Origin of the sequence: Gordonia sp. 852002-10350_SCH5691597 (assembly GCF_001665715.1) — a bacterium.
GTDB lineage: Bacteria > Actinomycetota > Actinomycetes > Mycobacteriales > Mycobacteriaceae > Gordonia > Gordonia sputi.
In genome coordinates this window covers 16,013-38,935 of record NZ_LZMO01000006.1, presented here as the reverse complement: position 1 = coordinate 38,935, position 22,923 = coordinate 16,013, and the positions used below count along the sequence as shown (strand labels likewise).

At 62.8% G+C, this 22,923-nt stretch carries 20 protein-coding genes; 12 read left to right on the top strand and 8 right to left on the bottom strand.

The window, feature by feature from the left end; genetic code table 11:
* Nucleotides 1–527: 527 nt before the first annotated feature.
* Nucleotides 528–1,520 (bottom strand): GDP-mannose 4,6-dehydratase, encoded by a 993-nt coding sequence (locus A5777_RS00450; protein ID WP_064861253.1) that lies wholly within the window; start codon nucleotides 1,518–1,520, stop codon nucleotides 528–530.
* Nucleotides 1,521–2,235: 715 nt separating this feature from the next.
* Here A5777_RS00450 and A5777_RS00445 point away from each other — a divergent pair.
* From A5777_RS00445 to A5777_RS00400, 10 genes are all read left to right on the top strand, one after another.
* The gene (locus tag A5777_RS00445; RefSeq protein ID WP_005208599.1) at nucleotides 2,236–3,348 is read left to right on the top strand and encodes a glycosyltransferase; all 1,113 of its coding nucleotides are present in this window, start codon (nucleotides 2,236–2,238) and stop codon (nucleotides 3,346–3,348) included.
* Nucleotides 3,345–4,331, top strand: coding sequence for a GDP-mannose 4,6-dehydratase (locus A5777_RS00440; protein WP_005208601.1), 987 nt, complete (start codon nucleotides 3,345–3,347; stop codon nucleotides 4,329–4,331). The genes A5777_RS00445 and A5777_RS00440 overlap by 4 nt, the downstream gene beginning before the upstream one ends.
* Nucleotides 4,328–4,978 carry an acyltransferase gene (locus A5777_RS00435; RefSeq protein ID WP_005208603.1) on the top strand — a complete coding sequence of 217 codons (651 nt, stop codon included), beginning with the start codon at nucleotides 4,328–4,330 and terminating at the stop codon, nucleotides 4,976–4,978. Before A5777_RS00440 ends, A5777_RS00435 begins: the two co-directional genes overlap by 4 nt.
* A gap of 64 nt (nucleotides 4,979–5,042) precedes the next feature.
* Nucleotides 5,043–6,122 (top strand): glycosyltransferase, encoded by a 1,080-nt coding sequence (locus tag A5777_RS00430; protein ID WP_039856888.1) that lies wholly within the window; start codon nucleotides 5,043–5,045, stop codon nucleotides 6,120–6,122.
* On the top strand, nucleotides 6,119–7,426 hold the full coding sequence (locus tag A5777_RS00425) for a lipopolysaccharide biosynthesis protein (RefSeq protein ID WP_231894893.1): 1,308 nt from the start codon (nucleotides 6,119–6,121) through the stop codon (nucleotides 7,424–7,426). The genes A5777_RS00430 and A5777_RS00425 overlap by 4 nt, the downstream gene beginning before the upstream one ends.
* Nucleotides 7,414–8,541, top strand: a complete 1,128-nt coding sequence (locus A5777_RS00420) for a glycosyltransferase (RefSeq protein ID WP_005208609.1) — start codon at nucleotides 7,414–7,416, stop codon at nucleotides 8,539–8,541. Before A5777_RS00425 ends, A5777_RS00420 begins: the two co-directional genes overlap by 13 nt.
* 179 nt (nucleotides 8,542–8,720) lie before the next feature.
* Nucleotides 8,721–9,764, top strand: a complete 1,044-nt coding sequence (locus A5777_RS00415; protein ID WP_231894892.1) for a cellulase family glycosylhydrolase — start codon at nucleotides 8,721–8,723, stop codon at nucleotides 9,762–9,764.
* Nucleotides 9,761–11,359: a cellulase family glycosylhydrolase gene (locus tag A5777_RS00410; RefSeq protein ID WP_064861252.1), complete on the top strand. Its 1,599-nt coding sequence runs from the start codon at nucleotides 9,761–9,763 to the stop codon at nucleotides 11,357–11,359. The genes A5777_RS00415 and A5777_RS00410 overlap by 4 nt, the downstream gene beginning before the upstream one ends.
* A gap of 8 nt (nucleotides 11,360–11,367) precedes the next feature.
* Entirely contained in the window at nucleotides 11,368–12,549 is a 1,182-nt protein-coding gene (locus A5777_RS00405) for a lipase family protein (RefSeq protein ID WP_231894891.1), read from the top strand.
* Between the two features lie 12 nt (nucleotides 12,550–12,561).
* Nucleotides 12,562–13,479: a sialate O-acetylesterase gene (locus A5777_RS00400; protein ID WP_005208617.1), complete on the top strand. Its 918-nt coding sequence runs from the start codon at nucleotides 12,562–12,564 to the stop codon at nucleotides 13,477–13,479.
* 10 nt (nucleotides 13,480–13,489) lie between these two features.
* Here the strand turns inward: A5777_RS00400 and A5777_RS00395 are convergent, their stop codons facing one another.
* Nucleotides 13,490–14,875 carry a sugar transferase gene (locus A5777_RS00395; protein WP_231894890.1) on the bottom strand — a complete coding sequence of 462 codons (1,386 nt, stop codon included), beginning with the start codon at nucleotides 14,873–14,875 and terminating at the stop codon, nucleotides 13,490–13,492.
* Between the two features lie 664 nt (nucleotides 14,876–15,539).
* On the opposite strand from A5777_RS00395, the gene A5777_RS00390 reads away from it, so the two are divergent.
* Together A5777_RS00390 and A5777_RS00385 are read left to right on the top strand one after the other, a co-directional pair.
* Nucleotides 15,540–15,737, top strand: coding sequence for a hypothetical protein (locus tag A5777_RS00390; RefSeq protein ID WP_005208620.1), 198 nt, complete (start codon nucleotides 15,540–15,542; stop codon nucleotides 15,735–15,737).
* Nucleotides 15,734–16,168, top strand: a complete 435-nt coding sequence (locus A5777_RS00385; protein WP_064861251.1) for a hypothetical protein — start codon at nucleotides 15,734–15,736, stop codon at nucleotides 16,166–16,168. The genes A5777_RS00390 and A5777_RS00385 overlap by 4 nt, the downstream gene beginning before the upstream one ends.
* 7 nt (nucleotides 16,169–16,175) lie before the next feature.
* Here A5777_RS00385 and A5777_RS00380 read toward each other — a convergent pair whose 3' ends face one another.
* From A5777_RS00380 to A5777_RS00355, 6 genes are read right to left on the bottom strand one after another with little or no spacing between them, the layout of a single operon-like run.
* On the bottom strand, nucleotides 16,176–16,739 hold the full coding sequence (locus tag A5777_RS00380; protein ID WP_156529239.1) for a YdcF family protein: 564 nt from the start codon (nucleotides 16,737–16,739) through the stop codon (nucleotides 16,176–16,178).
* A gap of 15 nt (nucleotides 16,740–16,754) precedes the next feature.
* The gene (locus A5777_RS00375) at nucleotides 16,755–18,107 is read right to left on the bottom strand and encodes an acyltransferase family protein (protein ID WP_082933482.1); all 1,353 of its coding nucleotides are present in this window, start codon (nucleotides 18,105–18,107) and stop codon (nucleotides 16,755–16,757) included.
* Between the two features lie 36 nt (nucleotides 18,108–18,143).
* Nucleotides 18,144–19,388: a lipase family protein gene (locus A5777_RS00370; RefSeq protein WP_082933481.1), complete on the bottom strand. Its 1,245-nt coding sequence runs from the start codon at nucleotides 19,386–19,388 to the stop codon at nucleotides 18,144–18,146.
* A complete protein-coding gene (locus A5777_RS00365; RefSeq protein ID WP_005208637.1) occupies nucleotides 19,385–20,074 on the bottom strand; it encodes a hypothetical protein in 690 nt (229 codons plus the stop codon). Before A5777_RS00365 ends, A5777_RS00370 begins: the two co-directional genes overlap by 4 nt.
* Nucleotides 20,071–21,366: a lipase family protein gene (locus A5777_RS00360; protein WP_005208639.1), complete on the bottom strand. Its 1,296-nt coding sequence runs from the start codon at nucleotides 21,364–21,366 to the stop codon at nucleotides 20,071–20,073. The genes A5777_RS00365 and A5777_RS00360 overlap by 4 nt, the downstream gene beginning before the upstream one ends.
* A complete protein-coding gene (locus tag A5777_RS00355; protein WP_005208641.1) occupies nucleotides 21,363–22,808 on the bottom strand; it encodes a polysaccharide biosynthesis tyrosine autokinase in 1,446 nt (481 codons plus the stop codon). The genes A5777_RS00360 and A5777_RS00355 overlap by 4 nt, the downstream gene beginning before the upstream one ends.
* Between the last annotated feature and the right edge of the window lie 115 nt (nucleotides 22,809–22,923).

Here is a 22,923-nt window from a genome sequence, read left to right as displayed (position 1 = left end):
TGGGCACAGCTGGCATCCTTCCAGGCCGCCCGGCAGGGCAAGCCAGATCAGATGTCACCTACTCGTGCACCAGCCCCCATCGATAACCGCCGCCATGGTGTAGGGCAGGGTTACGGTGCGGATCTGAGAAACCGAAGACTTGCCCGCCGGAGAGACGGCAGGGAAGTCGATGGCAACCAGACCGGTGCCGAGAAGTGCTGCAGCGCAGAGCGTTAAAGACCTGGTACGAAGACGTGATGCGGGCATCGGGCAGATTCCTGTCAGTTGCCCCCCTTGACTACAGAGTAGATACAAAAATCGATTCGGGTGAGTTAATTGGGGGTTACTGAACGGTTCGGAGCGGATTCGACTGCGGATTTGTGGATGGGTTTCATGTTGCGGGTTCACAGAAGGGTTTCAGGTTGTCCCGGTTTCAGGTGGGGAGTCGCGCCACAACGCAAAGATGCCCCCGCCGGTGAAGGCGGGGGCATCTGAGGTGGTGCAGCAGGTGGAGCCGAGTGGCGACCGACGTGTCGGGCGGCGTGCTGTCAGATGGCGACGGCTTGGCTGGGCGACTCGATGGAGACGTCTGACTCCACCATCATCCGGACCAGCGACTTGAAGTCGACGCGAGGTTTCCAGCCAAGCTTCTCGTGCGCCTTGGTGGAGTCACCGATGAGGAGGTCGACCTCTGCGGGGCGGAAGAACGCAGGGTCGGTCTCGACGTACCGCTTCCAGTCATCGATTCCGACGGTCTCGAAAGCGACGTCGAGCAACTCGCGAATCGTGTGCGTCTCCCCGGTCGAGATGACATAGTCGTCGGCCTCGTCCTGCTGGAGCATCCTCCACATCGCGTCGACGTAGTCTCCGGCGAAGCCCCAGTCGCGCTTCGCGTCCAAGTTGCCCAGAACCAGCTTGTCCTGGAGGCCCAGACTGATGCGTGCCACGGCCTGTGAGACCTTTCTGGTCACGAATTCAGGCCCGCGCCGCGGGGATTCGTGGTTGAACAGAATGCCCGAGCTCGCATGCATGCCGTACGACTCGCGATAGTTGATCGTCATGTAGTGCCCGTAGACCTTGGCGACGCCGTAGGGCGAGCGCGGCCAGAGCAGCGTCGACTCACGCTGAGGGACGTCTTGCACCTTGCCGAACATCTCCGAGCTCGACGCTTGGTAGAAGCGCACAGCCTTGCCGGAGTCGTCGGAGTAGAAGCGTACGGCCTCGAGCATATTGAGAACGCCGAGACCTGTTACTGCACTTGTCAATTCGGCGTTGTCCCAGGAGTATGCGACAAACGACACCGCACCGAGGTTGTACACCTCGTCGGGCTGAGCCTTTGCCAGTGCCCTGATGAGGCTCGCCAGGTCGAGAAGATTGCCGCTGAGGATCTTCACGTACGGGTGACTGCGTCGCAGTGCCGGCAGCTTGGGGTTGTTCTGCCCACGGATCAGTCCGTAGACCTCGTAACCCTTCTCATGCAGCAATTCGGAGAGATAGAGCCCGTCCTGGCCGGTCACGCCCGTGATCAGTGCGGTTTTCAACGTGTGTTCACCTCAATGCTTGCCAGCAGCCGTGTAGATCCGGCGTCTGAGTGTTTGGACTAAGCAGGAGCAACAACAGGGTCTGCAAAGTGTGCGCGCTTGAATTACAACTGATTTCTGCCACCCCGGCAACCGTAGTGGCGGTAGTCACAGACGATGACAAAACTGTATCAGGAGATGCGAAACATTCGCGCCATCAGCGACGATATGAACTCAACGCCTGCGGCCCATTTAACTCAATCTCACAGGAAACCTGCGGTATCGGGAGGGCTGCATAGGAATTGCTTGTCACTCCAATGTCGATCTGACCGCAGGCAACCAGGCGTGACGCACTGCAGATGTTCCCTTCTGTTCACTCAATGGAAACACGGGATTAGCTGGGGCGAAACGCAACGTGACGTCGACATTCGTCGATGTCAGCGCTAAACGTGATGGTCCGCACATGGCTGTAACGACCGCGATTCGTCGGTCGAATGGTGTGATAGACACGTGGAGACGGTGACAATGTCCGATTCTGTCGTCTGCGCGCGTCAAGCATCTCGGCTGCCAGATTTTAATGTCAGAGCCGCTCGCTGGAAGGAATACTCTCCGCGACTGGGTTACGCTTGCGCGGTGTGTATCGGGAGATGATCTTCGGATTCAACGATGAACCGAGCAGAACACTGTGTATTGCCCTCTTGAGTCAACGTCCACGAATGGCGGTTTCTAAGAAATCATGCGCCTCGCAATAGCTCATGACTACCTCACGCAAAGGGGTGGCGCCGAGAAGGTCGTCTTGGCACTGGCAAAAGCGTTCCCCGACGCGCCCATCTACACCACCCTCTTCGATGCGGACGGTACGTATCCCGAGTTCTCCTCCATGGACATTCGGCCCAGCTTTCTCAACCATGTGGGCCCCCTGCGTCGAAACCATCGGGCGGCGCTCCTCGCGCTACCGCCTGCGGCACGGTCGGTGAAGATCGACGCAGATGTCGTGATCGCGAGTTCGAGCGGCTGGTCACACGGGTTTCAGACGACCGGGCGCAAGATCGTCTACTGCTACTCGCCTGCCCGATGGCTCTACCAGACCGATGCGTATCTCGGTGACGGGGCCGGACTGGCCAAGCGGGTCACGCTGGCACTCATGGCGCCATCACTACGTCGCTGGGACCGCAGAGCAGCAGCGCAATGTGATCAGTACCTCGCCATCTCACGCGCCGTCGCAGGCAGAATCAACGACGTGTACGGCCTCGACGCGGCCGTGCTGCCGGCGCCGGTCACACTCACCGCACTGCCGGATTCCGCGATGGAGACTGTCCGCGAGATCGAGCCACTTGTGCGAGAAGGGGACTCGTTCTACCTGTGCGTTTCTCGATTGTTGGCCTACAAGAACGTAGACAAGGTGCTCGACGCTTTCGCCGGCAGTGGACGCAAGCTCGTCGTGGTCGGGCGTGGACCCGAGCGCGATGCGCTTGTGGCAAAGAACCTTCCGAATGTGACCTTCCTCCAGGATCTTTCGGACGCGCAGATGTCGTGGCTCTATCGGCACTGTCGTGCAGTGGTCGCGGCCAGTCTGGAGGACTACGGCCTCACTCCTCTCGAGGGCGCGATCTACGGGAAGCCCTGCGCCGTGCTGCGTTGGGGTGGCTTCTTGGACACAGTCGTCGAAGGTGTGACTGGGGTCTACTTCGACAATCCCGATCCGCGCTCGATTGCTCAGGCGGTGTCCTCGTTGGAGGAGATCGAATGGGATCCACGCGTGATCGCCAACCACACGTCCCAGTTCAGTGAAGAGATGTTCAGTTCGCAGATGCGCCACCACGTCGACAAGCTGGTGCAGTACGCATGAGCGCGTCAGCGCCGATAGCGCTCATCACAGGTGTCGAGGGCCAGGACGGCTGGTATCTGAGCCAGTTGCTGAAGTCCCAGGGTTACGAAGTGCACGGTACGGTTCACCGCAAGCCGAGCATCGGGGACGAGACCGTCGAACAACTGATCGCGAACAGAGTGGGCATCCACGTCGCTGATGTGGTCGATGCCGACAGAATGCGAATGCTGTTCGACGCTGTGCGGCCCGATCACGTCTTCCACCTCGCAGGCGTGTCATCGGTTGCGCGGTCGTGGGAAGACCCGGTCGGCACGACTCGCACCAACTCCATGGGCACAGCTGTGGCGGTCGCCGAGGCCCTTCGGTTTCAGAGCGTGTCCGGTAAACCCGTCACGTTCGTCAACGCGTCGAGCGCAGAGGTGTTCGCGGGATCTGGCCGCGTTCCGATCGACGAGACGGCACCGATCGCACCGATCACTCCGTATGGCGCGTCCAAAGCGCTCGGTCACACGCTGTGTGTTGCCTACCGGGCCAAGGGCCTCGCCGCGTCGAATGTGATCTTGTTCAACCACGAATCGCCGAAGCGGCCCAACACCTTTGTGACCGGTCGGATCGCGGAAACAGTTGCGCGGATCGCGGCAGGGAGCTCCGAGACACTCTCGCTGGGCAACTTGAGCGCGCAGCGTGACTGGGGGTGGGCACCCGACTACGTCGATGCGATGCGTCGGATCGCACTGACCGGACGCGGCGAGGACTACGTCGTCGCTACCGGAACGCTGCACTCTGTCGCCGATTTCGTTGCCGCGGCGTTCGCATCCGTCGGTATCGAGGATTGGGCGCAGCGAGTCGAGGTGGCAGATCACCTCGGGCGACCCAACGACGCCGCGGTGCTCGTCGGCGACTCGACGCGGTTGCGTACCGAGTTGAACTGGGCACCGACGCGGACGTTCGAACAGATCGCAGAGTCCATGGTCAATCACTATGCGCAGAAAGAGATGGCATGACGGTGGAAAGCGCCCGGCAGGATGAAACGGGTTCTGAGCAGAGCGAGCCGACGATCACGCTGCCGCAGCGAGACGACTTCACGCCGCGCTACGACTTCAACGACATCAGTAAGTTGGGCAAGGCGCGCAACAGGATCGGCATCCTGCTGTACAACTCGTTGATCACGCACATCCCGTCGCACACTGTGCGGCAGGGGTTTCTGCGAGCCTTTGGCGCGAAGATCGGGAAGGGCACATCGATTCTTCGTGGCTGCCTCTTCTTCGACATCGACCAGGTGCGGATCGGCGACTACTGCTCCATCGGATTCCGATGCCTGTTCGACGCTCGATCGGGCATTCTGATCGGCGACAACGTGGTGATCGCATCGGACACACAGATCATCGCCGGGCACCACGACCCCAACAGTCCAACCTTTGCGCCGATTCTCAATCCGGTGCGGATCGGTGACTACGTGTGGCTGGCAAGTCGGTCGACCGTGCTCGCGAACGTCGACATCGGTCGAGGTGCGGTGGTTGGTGCGTGCGCACTGGTGACGAAGCCGGTGCACGACCTCGAGATGGTTGCCGGTGTGCCTGCGAAGGTTCGCTCCATGCGAGACCCTGATGCGTTGCAGTATCGGCCGTTCTATCGGCCGCTGCTGTACTGACGATCAGAACCCGGAGAGGCGATCGGAACACGGAGAGGATGCCGCTGCTGTGAATGCAGGATCGGTGAATGCAGGATTACGAGTGATCTACGTTGCGCCCGAGGCTGCCGCGGGTGGCGTCGGTGCATTTGCTGACCTCTTGCTGCCTGCAATCCGTGACCTGGTCGGCGACGTCGTCGAGATCCGCCACGGTAAGCCGGGATCGGACACTGTTGCGCAACTGCGTGCGCGTCGTGCTCAGGTCACCGAGGCGATCGCCGGTGCAGGTGGTCGCGACGTGATCGTGCACAGCGAACTGTCCGGCGGTTCGGTCGAATCTCTGTGGCCGACTGCGCGTCTGGGCGTTCGGTCGACGGCAGTGGTACATGACCCACCCAATCTGGTGTGGTGGCCATTTCGGACCAAGTTCTTGGCGGACCGCCGGGTACTCAACCACGGCCTGCATTTCGGTGCGCGCCCGGTGTCACATCAGGTCGAGAAGTACCTCGGTGCCCGACGTGAGTACTTTGCGCTCAGTGAGATCGGCGCCGAGTCGATTCGCCGCCGATTCCCCGGGGCCACCGTGAAGCGGACCTACCACCCGACCACCACGAGCGTCGAGCTGCCAGAGCCCTCGTTGCGGCCGCGTGCAGTGGGACTCTTCGGGATCGTGTACCGGGGCAAGGGTTTTGAGCACATTGCCCGAATCCGTGAGGTGCTGCCCGACGACATCGAGATCCGCATCGCAGGTCGCGGGACGGAGTCGATTCCGTCATCGCCGGGCGTCACCGTCCTCGGCACGCTCGACGAGGAGCAGCTCGCGGAGTTCTTCGGCTCGATCCAAGCGCTGCTGATGCCGTACGGGCGACGCAGCCCGTACGGGATCGCATACCCGGCGTCAGCGGTTGCGGCGCAAAGCATTTCCCATCAAACGCCCTACATTGCGACCGATCACGGAGCGCTCGGTGAGCTTGGCGCCGAGGGCGGAGCCATCGTCGTGCCGGGCGAAGCGGACGACCTCGCGGGACTCCTGGCCGCGCAGGCGACACAGTTGCTCGACGATCCGGCCCGCATCGGAACCCTCCACGACGAACTCGTGCGCATGTGTAAGGAACGCACACCCAAGCAGGTTGCGGAAGTGCTCGTAGAAACGTGGTCACGGTGAGCCCGTTCGCGGCGGCTCGCGATCTGGCACAGTCGCATTCGCACATCACGAAGGCAGTCGTCGCGGCCATGTGGACGTATGGCGGACGTGGGATCGGGCTGCTGTGGACGCTGATCCTGATCGCCAAGCTCGGCATCGGTGGCTACGGGCAGTACGCCATGGCGTTCGCCCTTGCCGCCATCGCAGCGGCTCCCGTCGACAACCCGTTCAGTGTTCGCGCCATTCGGGAGAGCGAGTCCCGCTTTCTCTCGGAACGATCGGGTCGCGTTCTGGTCGGTCTGACGGCAATGGTCGCCGGAGTGGCGCTCATCGGAGTCAACTACCTCGCATGGTTCGCGTTGCTCGTCGGCGGCGGCGAGGTGGTCTTCAATGCCTACAAGAGCCGTGCCTTCCGCGACGGCGACCCACACCGCGTCATGCGGATGGACACGATCAGGCAAACGACCAGTATCGCGCTGGGTACTGGCTACCTCATGCTGGCGCCGCAGCCAAGCCTTGTCGGTGCCAGTTTGCTCTATGCCGCACCGTATCTGGTGATCGCGTGCGCCTCTGTTCGGATGGTCTGGGGTGTCGCGCCGAAGGCTCCCGGCACACCGCGCATCATCGCGATTCTGTTCACCGAGCACCTTGCCAACGCGGTCTACATCCAGGGCGACATCCTGCTGCTGGGATTCCTCACGAACAGTGACGTGGCCGGCTACTACTCGGTGGCGAGCACATTCGCGTGGGCGGTCGCACAGATCGGTCAATCGTTTGGTGTGACCTACCACGAGAAGCTACGGGCAGCGGGAGGTCACGCGTCCGCCGGGCCTCCGAAGAAGCACGTGTTCATCGTCGCGACGGGTGCGTCGCTAGCGCTTCTGATCGTGGGCGTCGTGCTCCTGTTCACTCCGGTCGCGACCGAGCTGGCCGTGTCGATGATTGTGATGTCGGCGTTCGTGTTCTTGCGGGTGTTCAACTTCGTCTATACGACGCTGCTGTATCTGCAACGGCGCGACGCGGTGCGCACCATCTCGGCGGGCGCTGTCGCGCCGGTCAAACTCGGACTGGTCGCCGTCTTGGCGATGGCAGGGCTTGGTGCTGTCTCGGGCGCGATTGCGTCGGTTGTCGCCGACGCACTGTTGCTCGTGGTGCTCAGCCGTGCCTCTCGTTCTCGCCCACTGGAATCGGGCGACGTTGCAGAGAAGCCGGGCGCTACCGCAGAGATGCTGAGCGATACCGCAGAGATACCAGTGCAAGTACGCGGCGGTCGACATCGTCGTGAAGATCTCGAAAACGAGAGGGGGGTGCTATGGAGCGGGTGACTTTTCTGCTCTCCAAGGATCCGACGACCGAGCACGGCGGCGATATCGCGCTGTCGCGAATCTTGATTCAGATCGCATCCGAGCACTACGACGTCGAGACGGTGTGTCTATCCGGAGAGTCGGGTCCAGCTGCGGATCGTAGCGTGACGCGCGTGCCCAAGCCGCCCGTCAGCGCTCGCTCGCTGCTGACTCGTAGCGCGCGGCGTATGCAGAGCCTCTGCCATGTGCGCTACGACGTCGAAGCGCTTGTCGCCGAATTGAACTCGCGCGAATCGGATGTCTTCATCGCCGAACACAGCTATATGGCCGAGTCGTTTCTCCGCTCGCGGCACGCGGGCACGGCTCCGTTCGTGGTCAATACGGTGAACACCGAGTCGGAAGTCTGGAAGGCCACCCGCGGCTGGATCGGGCGGGTGGAGGCGCCACGAATACTGCGGGACGAGGTCCGTGTGGCGAGGGCTGCGGACGCCGTCGGAACCTACGACCGCGAGGAGGCCGAGTTCTATCGCGATCGGGGAGTTCGGATGGCGCGCTGGATCGACCTGACATTGCCGCCCGCGCCCCGATTGGATCTGACGAGCACCGCGAGGCGATTGGTGTTCATGGGAACGAGAGACTGGCCCCCGAACCAGGAAGCGTTCCTCACTGCACTGCGGCTGTGGCCGAAGATCTCCGACGGCATCAGTGACGCCGAACTGTGCATCATCGGCGCGAAGAAGCCGGGCGCGGTCGATCCGGAATATCCCCAGGGGGTTCAGGACCTTGGCTTCGTCGACGATCTGCAGGAGTTCTTGGGCACGTGCCGCGCGCTGATAGCGCCGGTCTCGACCGGCGGCGGTGTGCGGGTCAAGATCCTCGAGGCCGCAGCCAAGGGCCTGCCCGTGGTGGGGACTTCGGCGGCGATCGGATCGCTCGGGCCGGTGCTCGGGCTCGACCCGCGTGATTCCGACGACGAATTCATCGCTGAGTGTCGACGGTTTCTCCTCGAAACCGACTATTCGACCAAGAACGGCTCGGAACTCTATGAACGGAACGCCTCGCGGTGGGAAGCGGGTGTGCCGCAGGAGTCCGTGCTCGGTTTGATAGCACGTAACCCGGTGCCCGCAGGTAGATGAGACCATAGAACCACCGCATTCACGGACCCCTCACATTCACGAACCCCTCAGACTCACGAACCCCCTCAGACTCACGAACCCCTCAGACTCACGAACAAGGACTGGATATCGCAATGAAGGCGATCGAACGACGAGATCACCAAGGCCCCTCAGCGTCGAAGAAGGGGGGTGTCTCCCGTGTGGCTCCTCGCTGGGCACGGCCGATGATGGTGGTAGCGCTCCTGATCGCGGTAGTCGGTGCTCTCACGACCGTCGCATCCGGCCAGGCACACGCATTCCCGCGAGCCAGCTTCGGTTTCAGTGAGGGCGGGTATTCGCTGAAGAGGTCGAATGCCCAGTTGGCTGCGACGTACAACTCGGCATCCGAGTTGGGAGCCACGTGGTCGAGAATGGTCGCGTACTGGCCCGATATCGAGCCGTCGCCCGGCAAGTTCGATTGGTCGAACACCGACCGACTGGTGAACGGCGCCCGAGCTCACGGATTCCGCGTCGACATCATTCTTCTCGGTGCGCCGACGTGGGCCGGCGGTAACGGTCTGCCCGGCACTCCGCCCAATGCCGCAGCCTTCGGCAACTTCGCTGCGGCTGCGGCGCGGCATCTGGGCTCCAGGGTCGATGCGTACGAGATCTGGAACGAGCCCAACCTCGTCAACATGTTCACGCCGGTCGATCCCGCGCGCTACACGTCGATGCTGCGTGCCGCCTATCCGCGGATCAAGGCGATCGATCCTTCTTCCACTGTGCTCAGTGGTGGACTGGCGAGTACGACTGCGTTGAACCTCGGTGGGTATACGACTCCGCCCGTCGAGTTCCTCAGGCAGATGTATCAGGCCGGCGCTCGAGGTTTCATGGACGCTGTTGCCGATCACCCGTACACATTCCCCTACACCGCCGACCGAGATCCCAACGCGCGGTGGGCGCAGACCACCGCGATGCACGACATCATGCGCGCCAACGGCGACGGCGGAAAGAAGATCTGGATCACCGAATTCGGCGCACCGACAGGGTCGGGTGGCGGTGCAGTGAGCGACGCCGCGCAAGGCGCGATCCTGACCAGTGCGCTGCGCGAGGGCGCGTCGAGGCCCTACATCGGTCCGATGTTCTTGCACTGCATTCAAGATCCGGGAGCCAACCCGTCGAACGTCGAGGACAACTTCGGCGTCACGCGTCTCAACAACTCCAAGAAGCCGGCGTTCTGGGCGGTCAAATCCCAGATCCGGTGAGCCGGGCATCGCTCCCGCAGCACCTACTCGTCGCACTGGCGGCAGTGGTCGCTGTCGTGAGCTCGGTGTCGTGCGGAGCGGTGGGGACATCGCATCAGGCGAGCGGTGTGTCTTCTCAGAAGGTGCACGCGCAGACGACGCCGCTCGCAACACCCGAACTGGCGTTCTCCGGAGGCGGACGGTTGCTGTGGGCATCCGACGACGAACTGCAGCGATACGTCGCGGCGGTTGTCGACTCCGGTGTTCGCATGCTCCGCATGGATTTGTCCTGGCCGCTGCTGGAACCCGCTGAGGGGGTGTTCAATTGGGCTCCGTTGGATCGCGTGGTGAACGCACTGAGGTCGAGTGGTATCAGCATTCTGGGCATCATCGACTACACGCCCGCGTGGGCGTCGGGACACAGCGACCAGGTGACGTATCGCCCGACCACCGCGGCCGAGTACGGCGATTTCGCGGGAACCGTTGCGTCGCGCTACAAGGGACGAATCAAGGCGTACGAGATCTGGAACGAGCCGAACGGGACTCCCTACTTCCGTCCAGAACCGGACCCGGAGTTCTACACCTCGATGCTGCGCGCTGCCCATACCGCCATCAAGGCGGCGGATTCGGCGGCGTTGGTGGTCGGGGGCGCTGTGGGATTGGCGCCAGACACCGAGATCAGCATGAACGCGCGCACGTTCGTCGAGCGCATGTATCAGGCGGGCGCGGCAGGACATTTCGACGCGTTGTCGGTGCATCCCTACAGCTACCCCAACGGGTTGACGGCCAACGCGGACAACAAGGTTTCGGTTGTGTCGATGCTCGCTGATATCCGCGCCGAGATGGTCGCGCGCGGCGACGGTGGTCGCAAGATGTGGGCCACCGAGGTCGGCTACCCGTCGGGGGGACCAGGCGGCAGTGAGTCGCGCCAGGCCGGCCTGATCACGAAGTTGGCTGCAGACTGGGCGCAACTGCCCTACGGCGGTCCGGTCTTCATTCACGAACTGGTGGATCGTGGAGCGTCGGACGTCGACAAAGGGTCGACGACGGACTTCGGCTACACCACGTTTGCGGCTGAGACATCGTTCGGAGTCGTGCGTTCGGACTTCACACCCAAGCCTGCCTTTGCCAAGGTGAAATCGCTTGTCGCGCAACACACGATCAGCGATCCGACGGTAGACAGGGTGCGCACGGCTGCAGCGGAGGGCGAGCGCATGCTCGGCGAGGCGAGGACGCCCGTGTACCAGACGACGTCGCGCAGAGGGATTGCCCAAACGGTGCAGCGGTACGCGTCGGGACGGGTGATATGTGGGTCGGCGGGCTGCTACGCGGTGCCTGCCGTCCTGGTCGATTACGTCGCACTCCTGGGTTACCCACCATCGGGCGCGTTCACCGGGACAACGCAAGACATCGATTCGCCCGGAGGTACCAGGGTGTTCTACAAACCAGCGACCGGAGTGCACTCGCTGTCGGGCGAGATGCTGAAGGCATGGTCGCCCGAGGTGGGGTATCCGGTGGCCGAACAGCAGGTCGTCGACGGCACGACAATCGTGCAGTGTGAGAACGGTTCCATTGCGTACAGGCCCGGAGGTAAAGCGGTGGTGAGGTTTTCGTGAGGAAATGGGTGCGTAACCTTCTCATCGCGGTGGTCATTCTTGTGGCCGTGTTCTGCCTGCTCATAGTGGTGGCGATCGCGCGACCGCTTCTTCATCGTGGGAGTAACGATCTGGGAATCCATCAGAGCGTCGACGCTCCCGGCGCGGTCATCTCGGCGCGCGAGGTCTTCGATATTCCGCTCAGGTTGAAACTCGCCAAAGTGCATGCCGTACATGTTCTCTACGCGTCACGTGATGCCTCCGGAGTGATTCAGCGGGTATCGGGAACAGTGTTCAAACCAGACGGCGCCGCCCCGGCCGGGGGCTGGCCGATCATCGCGTTCGGCCACGGGACAAGCGGAATCAATCAGCCGTGCGCGCCGTCGAGCAGCTCGGGTATGGACGGTGCTGCGGCGCTGGCGTTGGGCCTCACATCTGCGAAATACGCTGTGGCAGTGCCTGATTACCAGGGGCTCGGCGCGCCAGGAGTACACCCGTACCTCGACAATGTCACCGAGGGTCACAATGTGATCGACTCGGTGCGTGCATTGCGCACGGTTTTCCCTGAATCGTCCAAACGGTGGGCGGCATACGGCGGATCACAGGGTGGCGGTGCGGTGTGGGGGGCGGCAGATGCGGCGCCATCGTATGCGCCGGAACTCGACCTGCTCGGAGCGTCGGCGCTCGTACCTGCGGCAGACCTCACCGGGCTCGTCGACAAGGCCCTCGCCGGGACCCTCACCCGTGACCAACAACTCGTTCTGCAATGGGTTGTCGAATCCCGGGCGCGGACGGACCCGAACTTCCATCGCGACGACTTCCGCAAGGGTGGAGCTGTCGCGGGCTGGAATACGTTGTCGGCGTGCGACAGGTCGCTCGCCAAACAGCGAGATGAGATCGCCAAGAACCTCGGACCGCACGATATCGGTCCGCAGAATCCGGCAGCAGCACAACAGTTGCGTGACGTGCTGGCTGCGTACGCGATGCCGAAGAACCGCTCAGCCGCGCCGTTGCAGATCACCTACGGGACGGCCGACACGTTCATCGATGTGGCATGGACGGACGCCGCCATCCGGCGAGCGTGTGGGCTTGGAGATACGATCACCATCGATCGGCAGCCGGGTAAGGGACACGGAGACATCAACGGCGATGCCGTGATCCCTTGGCTGCTCGACCGATTCGCCGGAAAGCCCGCGCCCAACAACTGTTGATCGGACGAGACCGTGCAGGAACCGAACACAGACACACCCGCATTCGATCTGACGCCGGGTTCACCCGATCAGATTGCGCGCCACGGCGATTCCAGTCGACGAAGGCAGGCTGTGCGCCGAGCCAAGGACGAGGTGCTGCGACTGCTGGCGACCGGCGAGACCGCGCCGAGGGTAGACGCCCCGTATCTGGTGGTCCCGATTCTCGGTCAGTCGAATGCGGTGGGCGACAACGAACTCGAGCCGGACGACTTGTCGCCGGGAGTGCTGCCCGTACACCAATGGCCGGGGTGCGGAAGACGCAAGGGGCAGATCCTCCTCGCCACTGACCCGCTCCTGCACGAGATGCCTGCGCGCGGCGTCGGCTTCGGTCGGTCGTTCGGCGAACGGTTGGCCGCCGAAACCGGCGGGCCGGTGCTGCTCGTTCCGTGCGGGCGTGGTGACACGTCGTTCTATCCCAAGAACGGCTACAGCTGGGACCCCGCAGATAGGTCGGCTCGGGTCAACCTGTTCTCCTTCGCGCTGACTCAGATCGAAGCTGCGTTGGCGGCGGCGGGTCCATCGGCTCGCGTAGCAGCATTTCTCTGGCACCAGGGCGAGTCCGACGTCCCACTGCTGGCGCCGGATGCCTATCGAGCGCGGCTCGAATCCGTTGTCACCGGGCTCCGGTCTCGCTTCGGCGATGCTCCATTCATCGTGGGACAGATGGTTCCCGAGGAGATCGAGAGCAGACGAGCCGAGTATGCGGGCATCGACGACGTGCACAGGACCCTGCCTCGGACAGTTGATCGCTGCGTATTTGTGCCGGGACCCACCGGGATGGCCAAATCGCCGACCGAACTCATTCACTACAGCCGCGCCGGTCAGCGTGAACTGGGTGCGCGAATGTATGCGGCGTATGCCGACCTGTCGTCGACGGGCGACCCCAGCTGACAGTCTGCTATCAGTACGCGCCGTCGCTGGAGATCACTGCGCGTGCTGTCCTCCACATGATCATCAGATCGTGTGTGATCGACCAGTTCTCGACGTAGGAGAGGTCGAGGCGCACCGACTCCTCCCACGACAGATCCGATCTGCCGGACACCTGCCACAGCCCGGTCATCCCCGGACGGACGAGCATGCGGCGCGACGTCGGGTCGTCGTAGGTATCGACCTCTTCGCGCAGGGGAGGGCGGGGACCAACGAGGCTCATCGAACCGAACAGGACATTGAAGAGCTGCGGGATCTCGTCGATGCTGTACCGCCGCAGGAACGCCCCCACCCGGGTGACCCGAGGATCGTCTCGGATCTTGAACAACACCCCGTTTCCTTCGTTCTGGTCGGCGAGCTGGCCGCGGAGCCTGTCGGCGTCGACGACCATCGACCGGAACTTCCACATCTGGAACGGGATGTTGTTGAGTCCTATGCGTTCTGCGCGATAGAAGACAGGCCCGCGGGAGTCGATCTTGATGGCGATCGACACCACGAGAAGCGCGGGAGCGAAGGCCAGGAGCAAGAGCGCGGCACCGATACGGTCGACTGAAGCCTTCAGCAGCCGGTTGGCGCCGTGATACTGAGGCTTCTCGATGTGCAGAAGCGGAAGGTTTGCCACCGGACGGACCGACATCCGAGGTCCGGCGACGTCGGTGACGCCGGGGGAGACCAGGATATCGACGTTCATCCCCTCCATGCTCCACGACAGCTCCCGCATGGCGGAATGACCGAGAACCTCGGCGGACGTCACTGCCACCGTGGTAGCGCCGCTCAGTGCCACGGCCTCACGTGCGTCGTCGAAGGTTCCGATGATCGGGATTTCGCGCTCGCCCACGTCGAGTGTCGACTCGTGCGCTTTCGATGAATCCTCGGGAACACATAGCCCGACCACGTGGTAGCCGAGCCGGGGATGAGCGGAGAGGTGTTCGATGAGTGGCGCGGCCGAGCGGCTCGATCCGACGACCAACACCTGGTGCTGGTCGACACCCTTCTCCCAGCGACGTGCGATCGCTTTGCGCCACAACCAATGTGCGATGAGCAACGTCAGCGTGCCGAAGGGTAGGGCGATGGCGATGAATCCCCGCGCCACGTCGAACTTGAAGACGAGGTCGAGCATCGCGATGACGCCGAACGCGATGACACTCGATTTGAGAATGCGGGTGTACTCCGCGTGTCCGGCACCGATGACCCGTCGGCTGGACGTGCCCGAAACCTTGAGGACAATACTCCACAGCGCGATGAGAGCCAATGGAAGAATGACGAACGGAAGATGAATATCTCCCACTGGATTCAGCAGTCGGGGCGCGCCGTATTCTGCCGCAGGGCCGCCGTAGCGCGCGACGGTCGCGGAGGCCACGCTGATTGTGACGATGATCAACTCGGTGGCACGAAGTCGTGACGAATACTGATCCAGCCATGACCGGTCACCGGTGGATACGGCTGGTCGGAATACTCGCAGATACCGAGGGTAGGGGCCATCGGTACGGGGCGATGAGGGCAATGGACGAATGGCCACATGTACTCCGACGGGTCAGTAATCGCTCGTGAAACCTGCCGACGGTCGGACAGGCTTTGTTGCAAGCGCAAATTCTTTGCAGGCAGGGGTTTGGGGCAGGCAGAGATTTGGTGCAAAGCAATGCGGTGTCTCTATTGATTCACGCCTTTGGGGCTTCACCAACGCTGAGCGCCCGCTGAGTAAATCTTAACGATTCGCACCGAAGGCGCAACTCCGAATTTGTGTGAAATATGACGCGTAACGTTCTCTGTCGCTGCTTCGATAAGGACCTGATTGGTGCGCTCGGCAGGCTGCCCAACCTCAAATCGGGTAGCCTGAGCCGGTGGTGGCATCGCGATCGGAGTCGGCGACGTATGCCATGCGACGGCAGACCGTGCTGGTGGGTGTCGGAGCGGCTTGTGCTGCGGCTGGTCGATATCTCGTCGATCGGTACTTACCGGTGTCGCCGATTCTTATTGCTACGGTAGCGCCCATATGCGCTTGCTTCATCTATGCACTGGTTCGCATGTCCGGGCAGCGCTCGGAATTCTTTGTTGCGGGCATCGTGGTTGGTTTATCGGGATTTGCCTCGACCGCGGTGCTCGGATTGATGTACTACCCCATCTGGCAGGGGATCGTGGTTCTCGCAGTTACTCCACCTGCGTCAGTGATCGCCTACGTTGCAGGCAAGGTGGTCGCAGGCAGGGTGGTGTCGCAGCGATGATCGTCGCGGTGTCAGGTCTGGTGCTCACGGGTTGCATTGCGGCAGTGGTGTGGTGGTATCTCGCGGCGTCGCGAGGTGAATCCGATGTGCTCGGCAGAGCGCTACTCCTCGTTGTGCTCGCCGCTGCGTGCGCCGGCGCCGCGTGGGGGCTGCCATTCTCCGGGCAGGTGCGTTCGATTCTGGTGCTGGGAGGATGTGCCGTTCTCGCGCCCTACGCGCTGATTGTCGCAGCCACGGTCGAGGCGACGGCGAGTCGCGCCCGTCGCCTGTCAACCGCTTCGGGATCCAGAAGACGCAATTCGGAGGTCGCGCAGTTGCTGGTGACGACGCTCATATCCGCGGCACTCGTGATGCTTTACATGGTCGCGGCAGCGTCGGTTGCCGTCCTCGTTTACGTGGTCGTGAGTCAGGGTTTCGCTGGAGTGAGATGAGGACTCGTCAGTCGGGCGGGCATCCGGTGAGCGCTGCCCGTGCAGTTCCAGCGAACTGGTAGGCGTAGACGAAAGCCCAAGCCCCCAGCGAGAAGTGGTAGGCGTTGGGAACGGCGACGAGCTGTACGTCGATGCCGAGGCACTGCCGGAAAATCACGCCCGCGCGGAACAAGTGGTGGCGCCAACTCACTACTGTCACTCGGTTCCAATGATGGGCGCGCGCCTGTTCGCGAGTGAACAGGGCCTCGCCCGTTGTCGTCGACGGCCGCGGTGCGAAACACACAATTCTGACCCTCCGGTCCGACGGCTGGCAGGCCGCACGCATCGTCGCGTCCTCGGCGGGATACGGGTTCGAGAGCAGTACGGTGTCCGCGAAACCTGCACGGGCGAGATCGATTCCGAAAGACTCGCGGCCATCGTGCGCACCGCCGAGTATCACTATGGCGTCTGAATGGACCGGCGGCTCTGCGGGTGGATCGGTGAAGAGGCGGTAGCCGACGACGGCCCCGCTGACCTGCACGATCATCAGCGCGGCCACCAGGACGACGATTACCCGCACCCCGCGGCTCACGGGACTGAGGCCATCTCAGCGACGGCGGGACCGGATGGCGTAATTGATCGCAGGCTTTTCGACGAAGTAGAACGACAGTGTCGCGAGCGCGATGCTCACCGCGCTGACCACAACGAAATTGAAAGCCAGGCCCGACCACGTGTCACCGTGCATCCATCCCCACCTGCCCAGGACCAACAGGACAGGAAAATGCCACAGGTAGATGCTCAGCGATACCCGGCCGCAGTACTCGAAAGGTTTCCAGTCGAGCGCCCGGGCAAATGCCGAATCCTCGCCTCGCGCGAAGGGAATGACGATGAACAAGATGATCATGCCGGAGGCGAGTGCCGTCGCGGTGCTGGAGAAGGGCGAGCCGAGGGCGATGAGCACATAGGTGATCGGAATCAGTGGGAGGATGGCGAGGCCGGTCCACGGTCGCGCTCGTTTCAGACGACGACGCGAGATGAGCCCGGTCTCGGCCCCGACGAACAGAATCGCGGCGATCATGCCGAATGCGAAGTTGTCAGACGAAGCGATGAAGCTGCGCAGCACGACGGCCACCCAGTTGGGTCCCCAGTTCGCCATGATGAGGTCGGTTATGCCGAGCCGGTTCGCGAGCCACAGGGCAAAGAACTTCCCGGCGGTACCCAGAATCACCAGGACGACGGGGCCGATGAGAGCCAGCACGATCGGATTCCACCCGTAGCGGCGTCGTAGCGTGAAGACGAGCAGGCCGATGAGCGGCAATGCCACGTAGAACACGATCTCCATGGTCAATGACCACGACGGGTTGATGCCTGTTTGAAGCATCGACGGGATGTAGCTCTGGACGAGCGAGAGGTTGGCGGCGATCATGGCCGGATCTGTCATCATCCCGATCCCGGCGAACTTGCCGCTTGATTCCGCAACCGCGGCGTTCTCCAGATATACCGCGCGCATGAGGTAGCTCGCGACGAGGAAGATGAACAGATATGCCGGGAATACCCGCAGTATCCGGTGTCGGGTGTACGACGCTACGTCAGGCTGTGACTGTCCACCGGTGAACAGGCGACGAAGAATGGGGAGATACAGCAAAAAACCGGAGAGCGCGAAGAAGAAGATCAGTGATTGACCGAAGATCTGCAAGTGGCCGGAAAAAAACGTGTTCGGCGAATAGTGGCCACCGACGTGTTGGGCCAGCACAAGCATGCACGCAATTCCGCGAGGACCGTCGAGTCCGCGAATTCGTGCTCGAAAAGGCTTGGCCCCTGCGGTGTTTGTAGCCTCGGTGACCTGCTGGTCCCTCGATCGTGGGGGATTGTGTGTGTGGTTTTCAGGAATGCGGTGACGCCCTGATGATGCGCTCTTTTCGACAGACTGCTCAGGTGCTGTCGCGGAGTGATCACTCACTTGTCAACAATACAACGAGAATGGAAACGTGTCGCGTCAGATGTTCGTGCATCCCGATGGACTCCCCGATCCTTGCATTTGTTGTTCGAGCCAGGAGATGGCAACGCCGGGATCGACGTCGGCGTGTCCGCGGTCGGGTTGGAAGGACGCCACGAGATCAGCGCCGGCTGAGCAATTCGCACCTATCACGGCAGTGGTCCACGCGGAGTCGATCAAGGTGTCTTTTCCGCCGTACATCACCAAAATCGGGGCGGTGGGCAGGCCTTTGGGGAGGCCCCGCTCGCGCAAGAGTCGTTCGAGTTCTTCGCGGCTCGTGGCCGAGTCCGGCCGAAGGTCCGCATCGGTGAGTGCGTCAGCTGCCTGCTGTCGTTCCTGGCTGTAGCGGGATGCGCACTGCGACAACGCGGTCCAGTTCGTGGTGGCGGAGCCTCTACGATAGCTGTCGAGATCAAGGCTGGGATTCTCGTGCTTGAGCGCCAGCAGCAACCACTGGTAGAGCCCGTACTGATCTTTTGTCAGATTCGATGACCACGCCTTGTCTGACAGCTTTGAGATGTCCGCAGGGGGCGAGATGGCGACGGTGCCGACAAGGTTGAGGCCCTTACCGTACGAAGCCGCGAGAACGTTCGACGCCCACGCGGCTTGGCCGCCCTGCGATACGCCGAATCCCGCCCACTTGTCGGAGGTGTTCGAAGGCGACATCTGCCTCATCGCACGCACCGAGTCGATGATGTTGTGTCCCTCGGTCGTCGCATCGAGGTACGGGTGCGTTGGCTCCGCGTCGCCGGGGGTGCCCAGGCCCTGGTAGTCGCTGACTGCCACGGCGTATCCCTGAGACAGCAGAACGTAGACAAGGTCGGCCGCGCCACGAAGGCTCGAGTCCAGCGTCGGCCCGCATTCGCTGAGAACACCGACGGTCGCGTGGCCGAATCCGATGATCGGCCACCCGCCCTGGGGTGCCTGGCCCGCCGGCACGAAGAGGCCGCCGGTGACAACGGTTGGTTTGTTGTCGTGATCGGTCGAGGAGTACTCCACGCGCACAGCGAGACTCGTCGCCGCCGAGATCCGACGGTCGAGAACCGGCATGGTTTGTGCCCACGACACTGTTCCGGGCCCGGTGGCGCCAGCGCGTGGCACGTCGACCGGAACGCCGGGAGGACGGCCGGATGATGTTGTCGCAGACTGCTCGTCGGAGCCGCAGGCGGTCAGTGCTGCAGCGACCGCGATGGCCAGCGCCAACCAACTCACGAAAATCCGCACGCGTACGGTCGGGCGATTCACTGCGAATTCTCCAACTCTCGACTCGATCTGAGGGTGTTCGATGCACCGAGCGCATCGTCGACTCTGTTGCGTAGCAGGCTGAATGCGAGGAGCGCCACCGCGGAGAACACGACGGCAACGGCGGCGCCAAGGCCGATATAGGTGAGCAACTTCGGCGAGGTCACTCCCATGTCGGTGGCGGCGTCGATCGTCTTCAGCTCGTAGGGTGCACGCCCGTTCAGGTTGTCGACTTCGACCACCAGCTTGGGCATTTCACCGGCAAGCGCCGCGGAAAGTTGTTGTGCGGCTTGCGGTGTATCTCCGGTTGTCGTGATCGTCAGCACAGCGTTCGTTGGTTCTATCGAAGCGACGACGCGCTCGCGGAGGTCGGCAGGGGGAGTCTGAGGATCGATACCCGGCCACTGTGCCGCAGCGACGCGCATCAACAGTTGGTCGCTGGTGGCCAGTTCACGATAGGAGGGTGCGCGTAGCTGTCCGGCCAGGCCACTGGTGCGAGCGCTGGACACCGTCGCGGAACCCGGGGCGACGATGAGCAGGCGTGCCTGCGACTCATAGGTCTTGGGCGTCATCTCTGCCGCGAGCCATCCCGCGAGTCCGCCTGCGATTGCGGCGCAGATCAACACGATTCCGCCGCGCAGGAGGATATGTGCGTACTCGCCGACGGTTCGCGTCGATGGTGATCTCATGGGCGATCGTCGCAATTGCTCTGGGGTTTGTCGCCGTTCAACACGCCCTTCATCCAGGGAATTGCCTGGGAAGAATCGAGTCCGGCGTGGGTATCGCCAACGCGTTTGACGATTGTGAGGTTTTCACCTTCCTGGCAGGCTTTGCCGATGACCCGTTCCGTCCACTGCGGAGGGATGAGCGGATCGTCTGTGCCATACATGACGAGAACGGGCGAGTTGTTGCGGCCTGCGGGCAGGGCGTAGTCGGCGAGTTGATCGCGCAGCGCGTCGGTGGCCGCAACGGTCTTCGGCTTCAGGTCTTGTGGTGTGAGCGAGTTCAGCGCGCGCTGGGTGGCCGTCAGATCTCCGGTTGAGTCGGGAACACACCGAATCAAGGTCTCCCACTCTGACTTGGCACGCTCGGAGCGATAGTCGTCGAGGTTGAAACGGTCAGGGAAGGTCTTCGACAGCGAGTCGAGTGCATAGACGAGAAGAGGGTATTGATCGCGTGTCAGTGTCCCCTGCGCAGCTCGGTCCGCGAGGCCCCTCATATCTCCGACGGGAACCAGCGCGACCGTCGCATCGAGATCGGTGTCGCTCCCGTATTCGGGTTGGCGGTCGCCGGCTGCCCACGCCGCCATGCCGCCGAGCGAAACACCGAATGACACCCAATGCTTGCTCACGTCGGGCGCGATCGCCTGTGCAGCTCGGACGGCATCGATCTGGTTGTTGCCGTAGGTCTTGGCGCTGAGGAAGGGATGGTTGCCCTTGCCGTGGCCGAGGCCCTGGTAGTCGGACATGACAACGGCATAGCCGTTGAGCCGGAATGCCTCGATGATGGTGTCGTTGCCGAGTAGATTGCCGTATTCGGAAGGGCCGCAGGTGCTCTCGGTGCCAGAGTTGCCGTGGCCGAATGCGATGAGTGGCCAACCGCCCGCGGGTGGGGTGCCCTTGGGGACGACCAGAATTCCGGACACCTCGGTTGCCGAGTTGTCGATGCCAGAAGTCGAGCGGTAGATGATTCGCTTGACGACGGCGTCACGATTGTTGATGGCCTTGACGGGTCCGCGGGGCGGATCCTCGACGGCCAGAACCGCACCCGGTTTGCCGGTGTCGCGGGGCGTCGTCAGCGAAGCGGAGGGCAGCGGTGACTCGGGATATGCAGCAGCCGACGGCGACAGCGTCAGCGGGGTGTCGTCAGTCGATTGTGCGCATCCCGACACCGTGATCGCCAGAAGGCAGACCACGCCGACCGCGAGCGCAGTCGCTGCGCGACGTGAGGTGAAGGTCGAGATCACTGCGGCAGGGCTCACGAGTCCGCGTGCACCTCGGCTGCGTCGACCCTCGATGCCGACACCCGCTCGGCGGCGAAATCGCTTGTCGGTGAACCGCTGTCAGTGTCCTGTGTGCTGCTGTCGGTCTGCTTGTGAGCGACTTTGGCCGTGAAGGTGAGCACCACGCCGAGCAGCGGAGCATTGACACTCTCGATCGCCTTTGTCGACGTGCGAAGTTGCTTCCTCGTGGTGACGCCGCGTCGAGTCACGAGCAGTGCGCCGTCGGTGCGCGCGGCGATGGTGAGTGGTTCCGGCGACGCCGACAGCGGACCGGCATCAATGATGACGTAGTCGTAGGAATGGATCGCAGCCGCAATGACGGCGTCGAAGCCGTCTCCGCCGATGGCGCCCCACGGGTCAGACGTAACCGGACCACTCGGCAGGAGGTCGACGCCGTCGTGAAGACTCAGCGTCGCATCGTGAAGCGAGATTTCGCCCACTGCCACGGTCGTCAGACCCTCGGTCGGCGGCTGACCGAGGTCGTCGGTGAGGGTGGGATCGGCGAGGTCGGCGTCGATGATCAGCACGGTTTTGCCGCGTGCGGCGAACGACGACGCGAGATTCACCACGGTGGTCGTCGCGCCGACGTCGCGGGTCGGACCGACGACGGTGATCGCCGACGGAGCGGTGCCATGCCGAGTGCTTCCCGAGGCGATGAATCGCAGATTGGCGTCGAGGCGGCGGTACGCATCGGACGTCGGTCCGGTCGCGGGCTCCAGAGACGAATTGTCCTTCAACTCCGAGTCGGTGGGGATCACGGCGAGAATGCCGGACTTCTCGGTGGCGTCGGCGATGTCTGACTCAGAGTCGATCCGTCGACGTTGGTAGATGCCGATCGCCACGGCGGCGAGCACGCCGATCAGTAGCCCGCCGACCGCTCCGATGATGAGCCAGAGCCACCACGACAGCCCGCTCTTGGACGACGGGAGGCTCGCGTCATCGTAGAGAACCGCTGTCGCAGAGGGGGAGTCGCCGCGACGCGAGGTCTCGAGCTCCTGAACCACTGCGGTCGTCGCATTGGCAACGGCCTGGGCGTAGGCCTGGGCTCGCTTCGCGTCGTCCGCGGTGGCGGTGATCGTCAGGATCACGGTGTCTTTGACCGGGACAGCCGTAACGCTCCCGCGTATGTCGCCGGCGCCCACCTGGCCGCCAAGCGTTTCGGCAGCGCGCTGTGCGACCTGGTCGCTCGTCGCAATTGTCGCGTAGCTATTGACCCGATCCTGGGCGAACAGGTTGTTCTGGTAGCTCTCGCCGACTGACGTTCCACCCTCTGCGGTCACGAACAACCGAGCGGTGGATTCGTATTTTCCGGGAGAGATCCACGTGCTGTAAGCAAAAGCGGCGAAAGCGCCAACGAGCGCTCCCACTACGAGAACCCACCAAAACCGCACAATGATGCGCCAGTAATCGCCGAGTGGCACCTGACCGGTTCCCTTCTCTGGGGTAGCGCCGCGCGGGCGCTTCGTTCAACCGTTGAACAATGGACAGTTGATTGGATCATGGTTCTCGGGCAATTGCTGTGTGGGATTGCCCTCA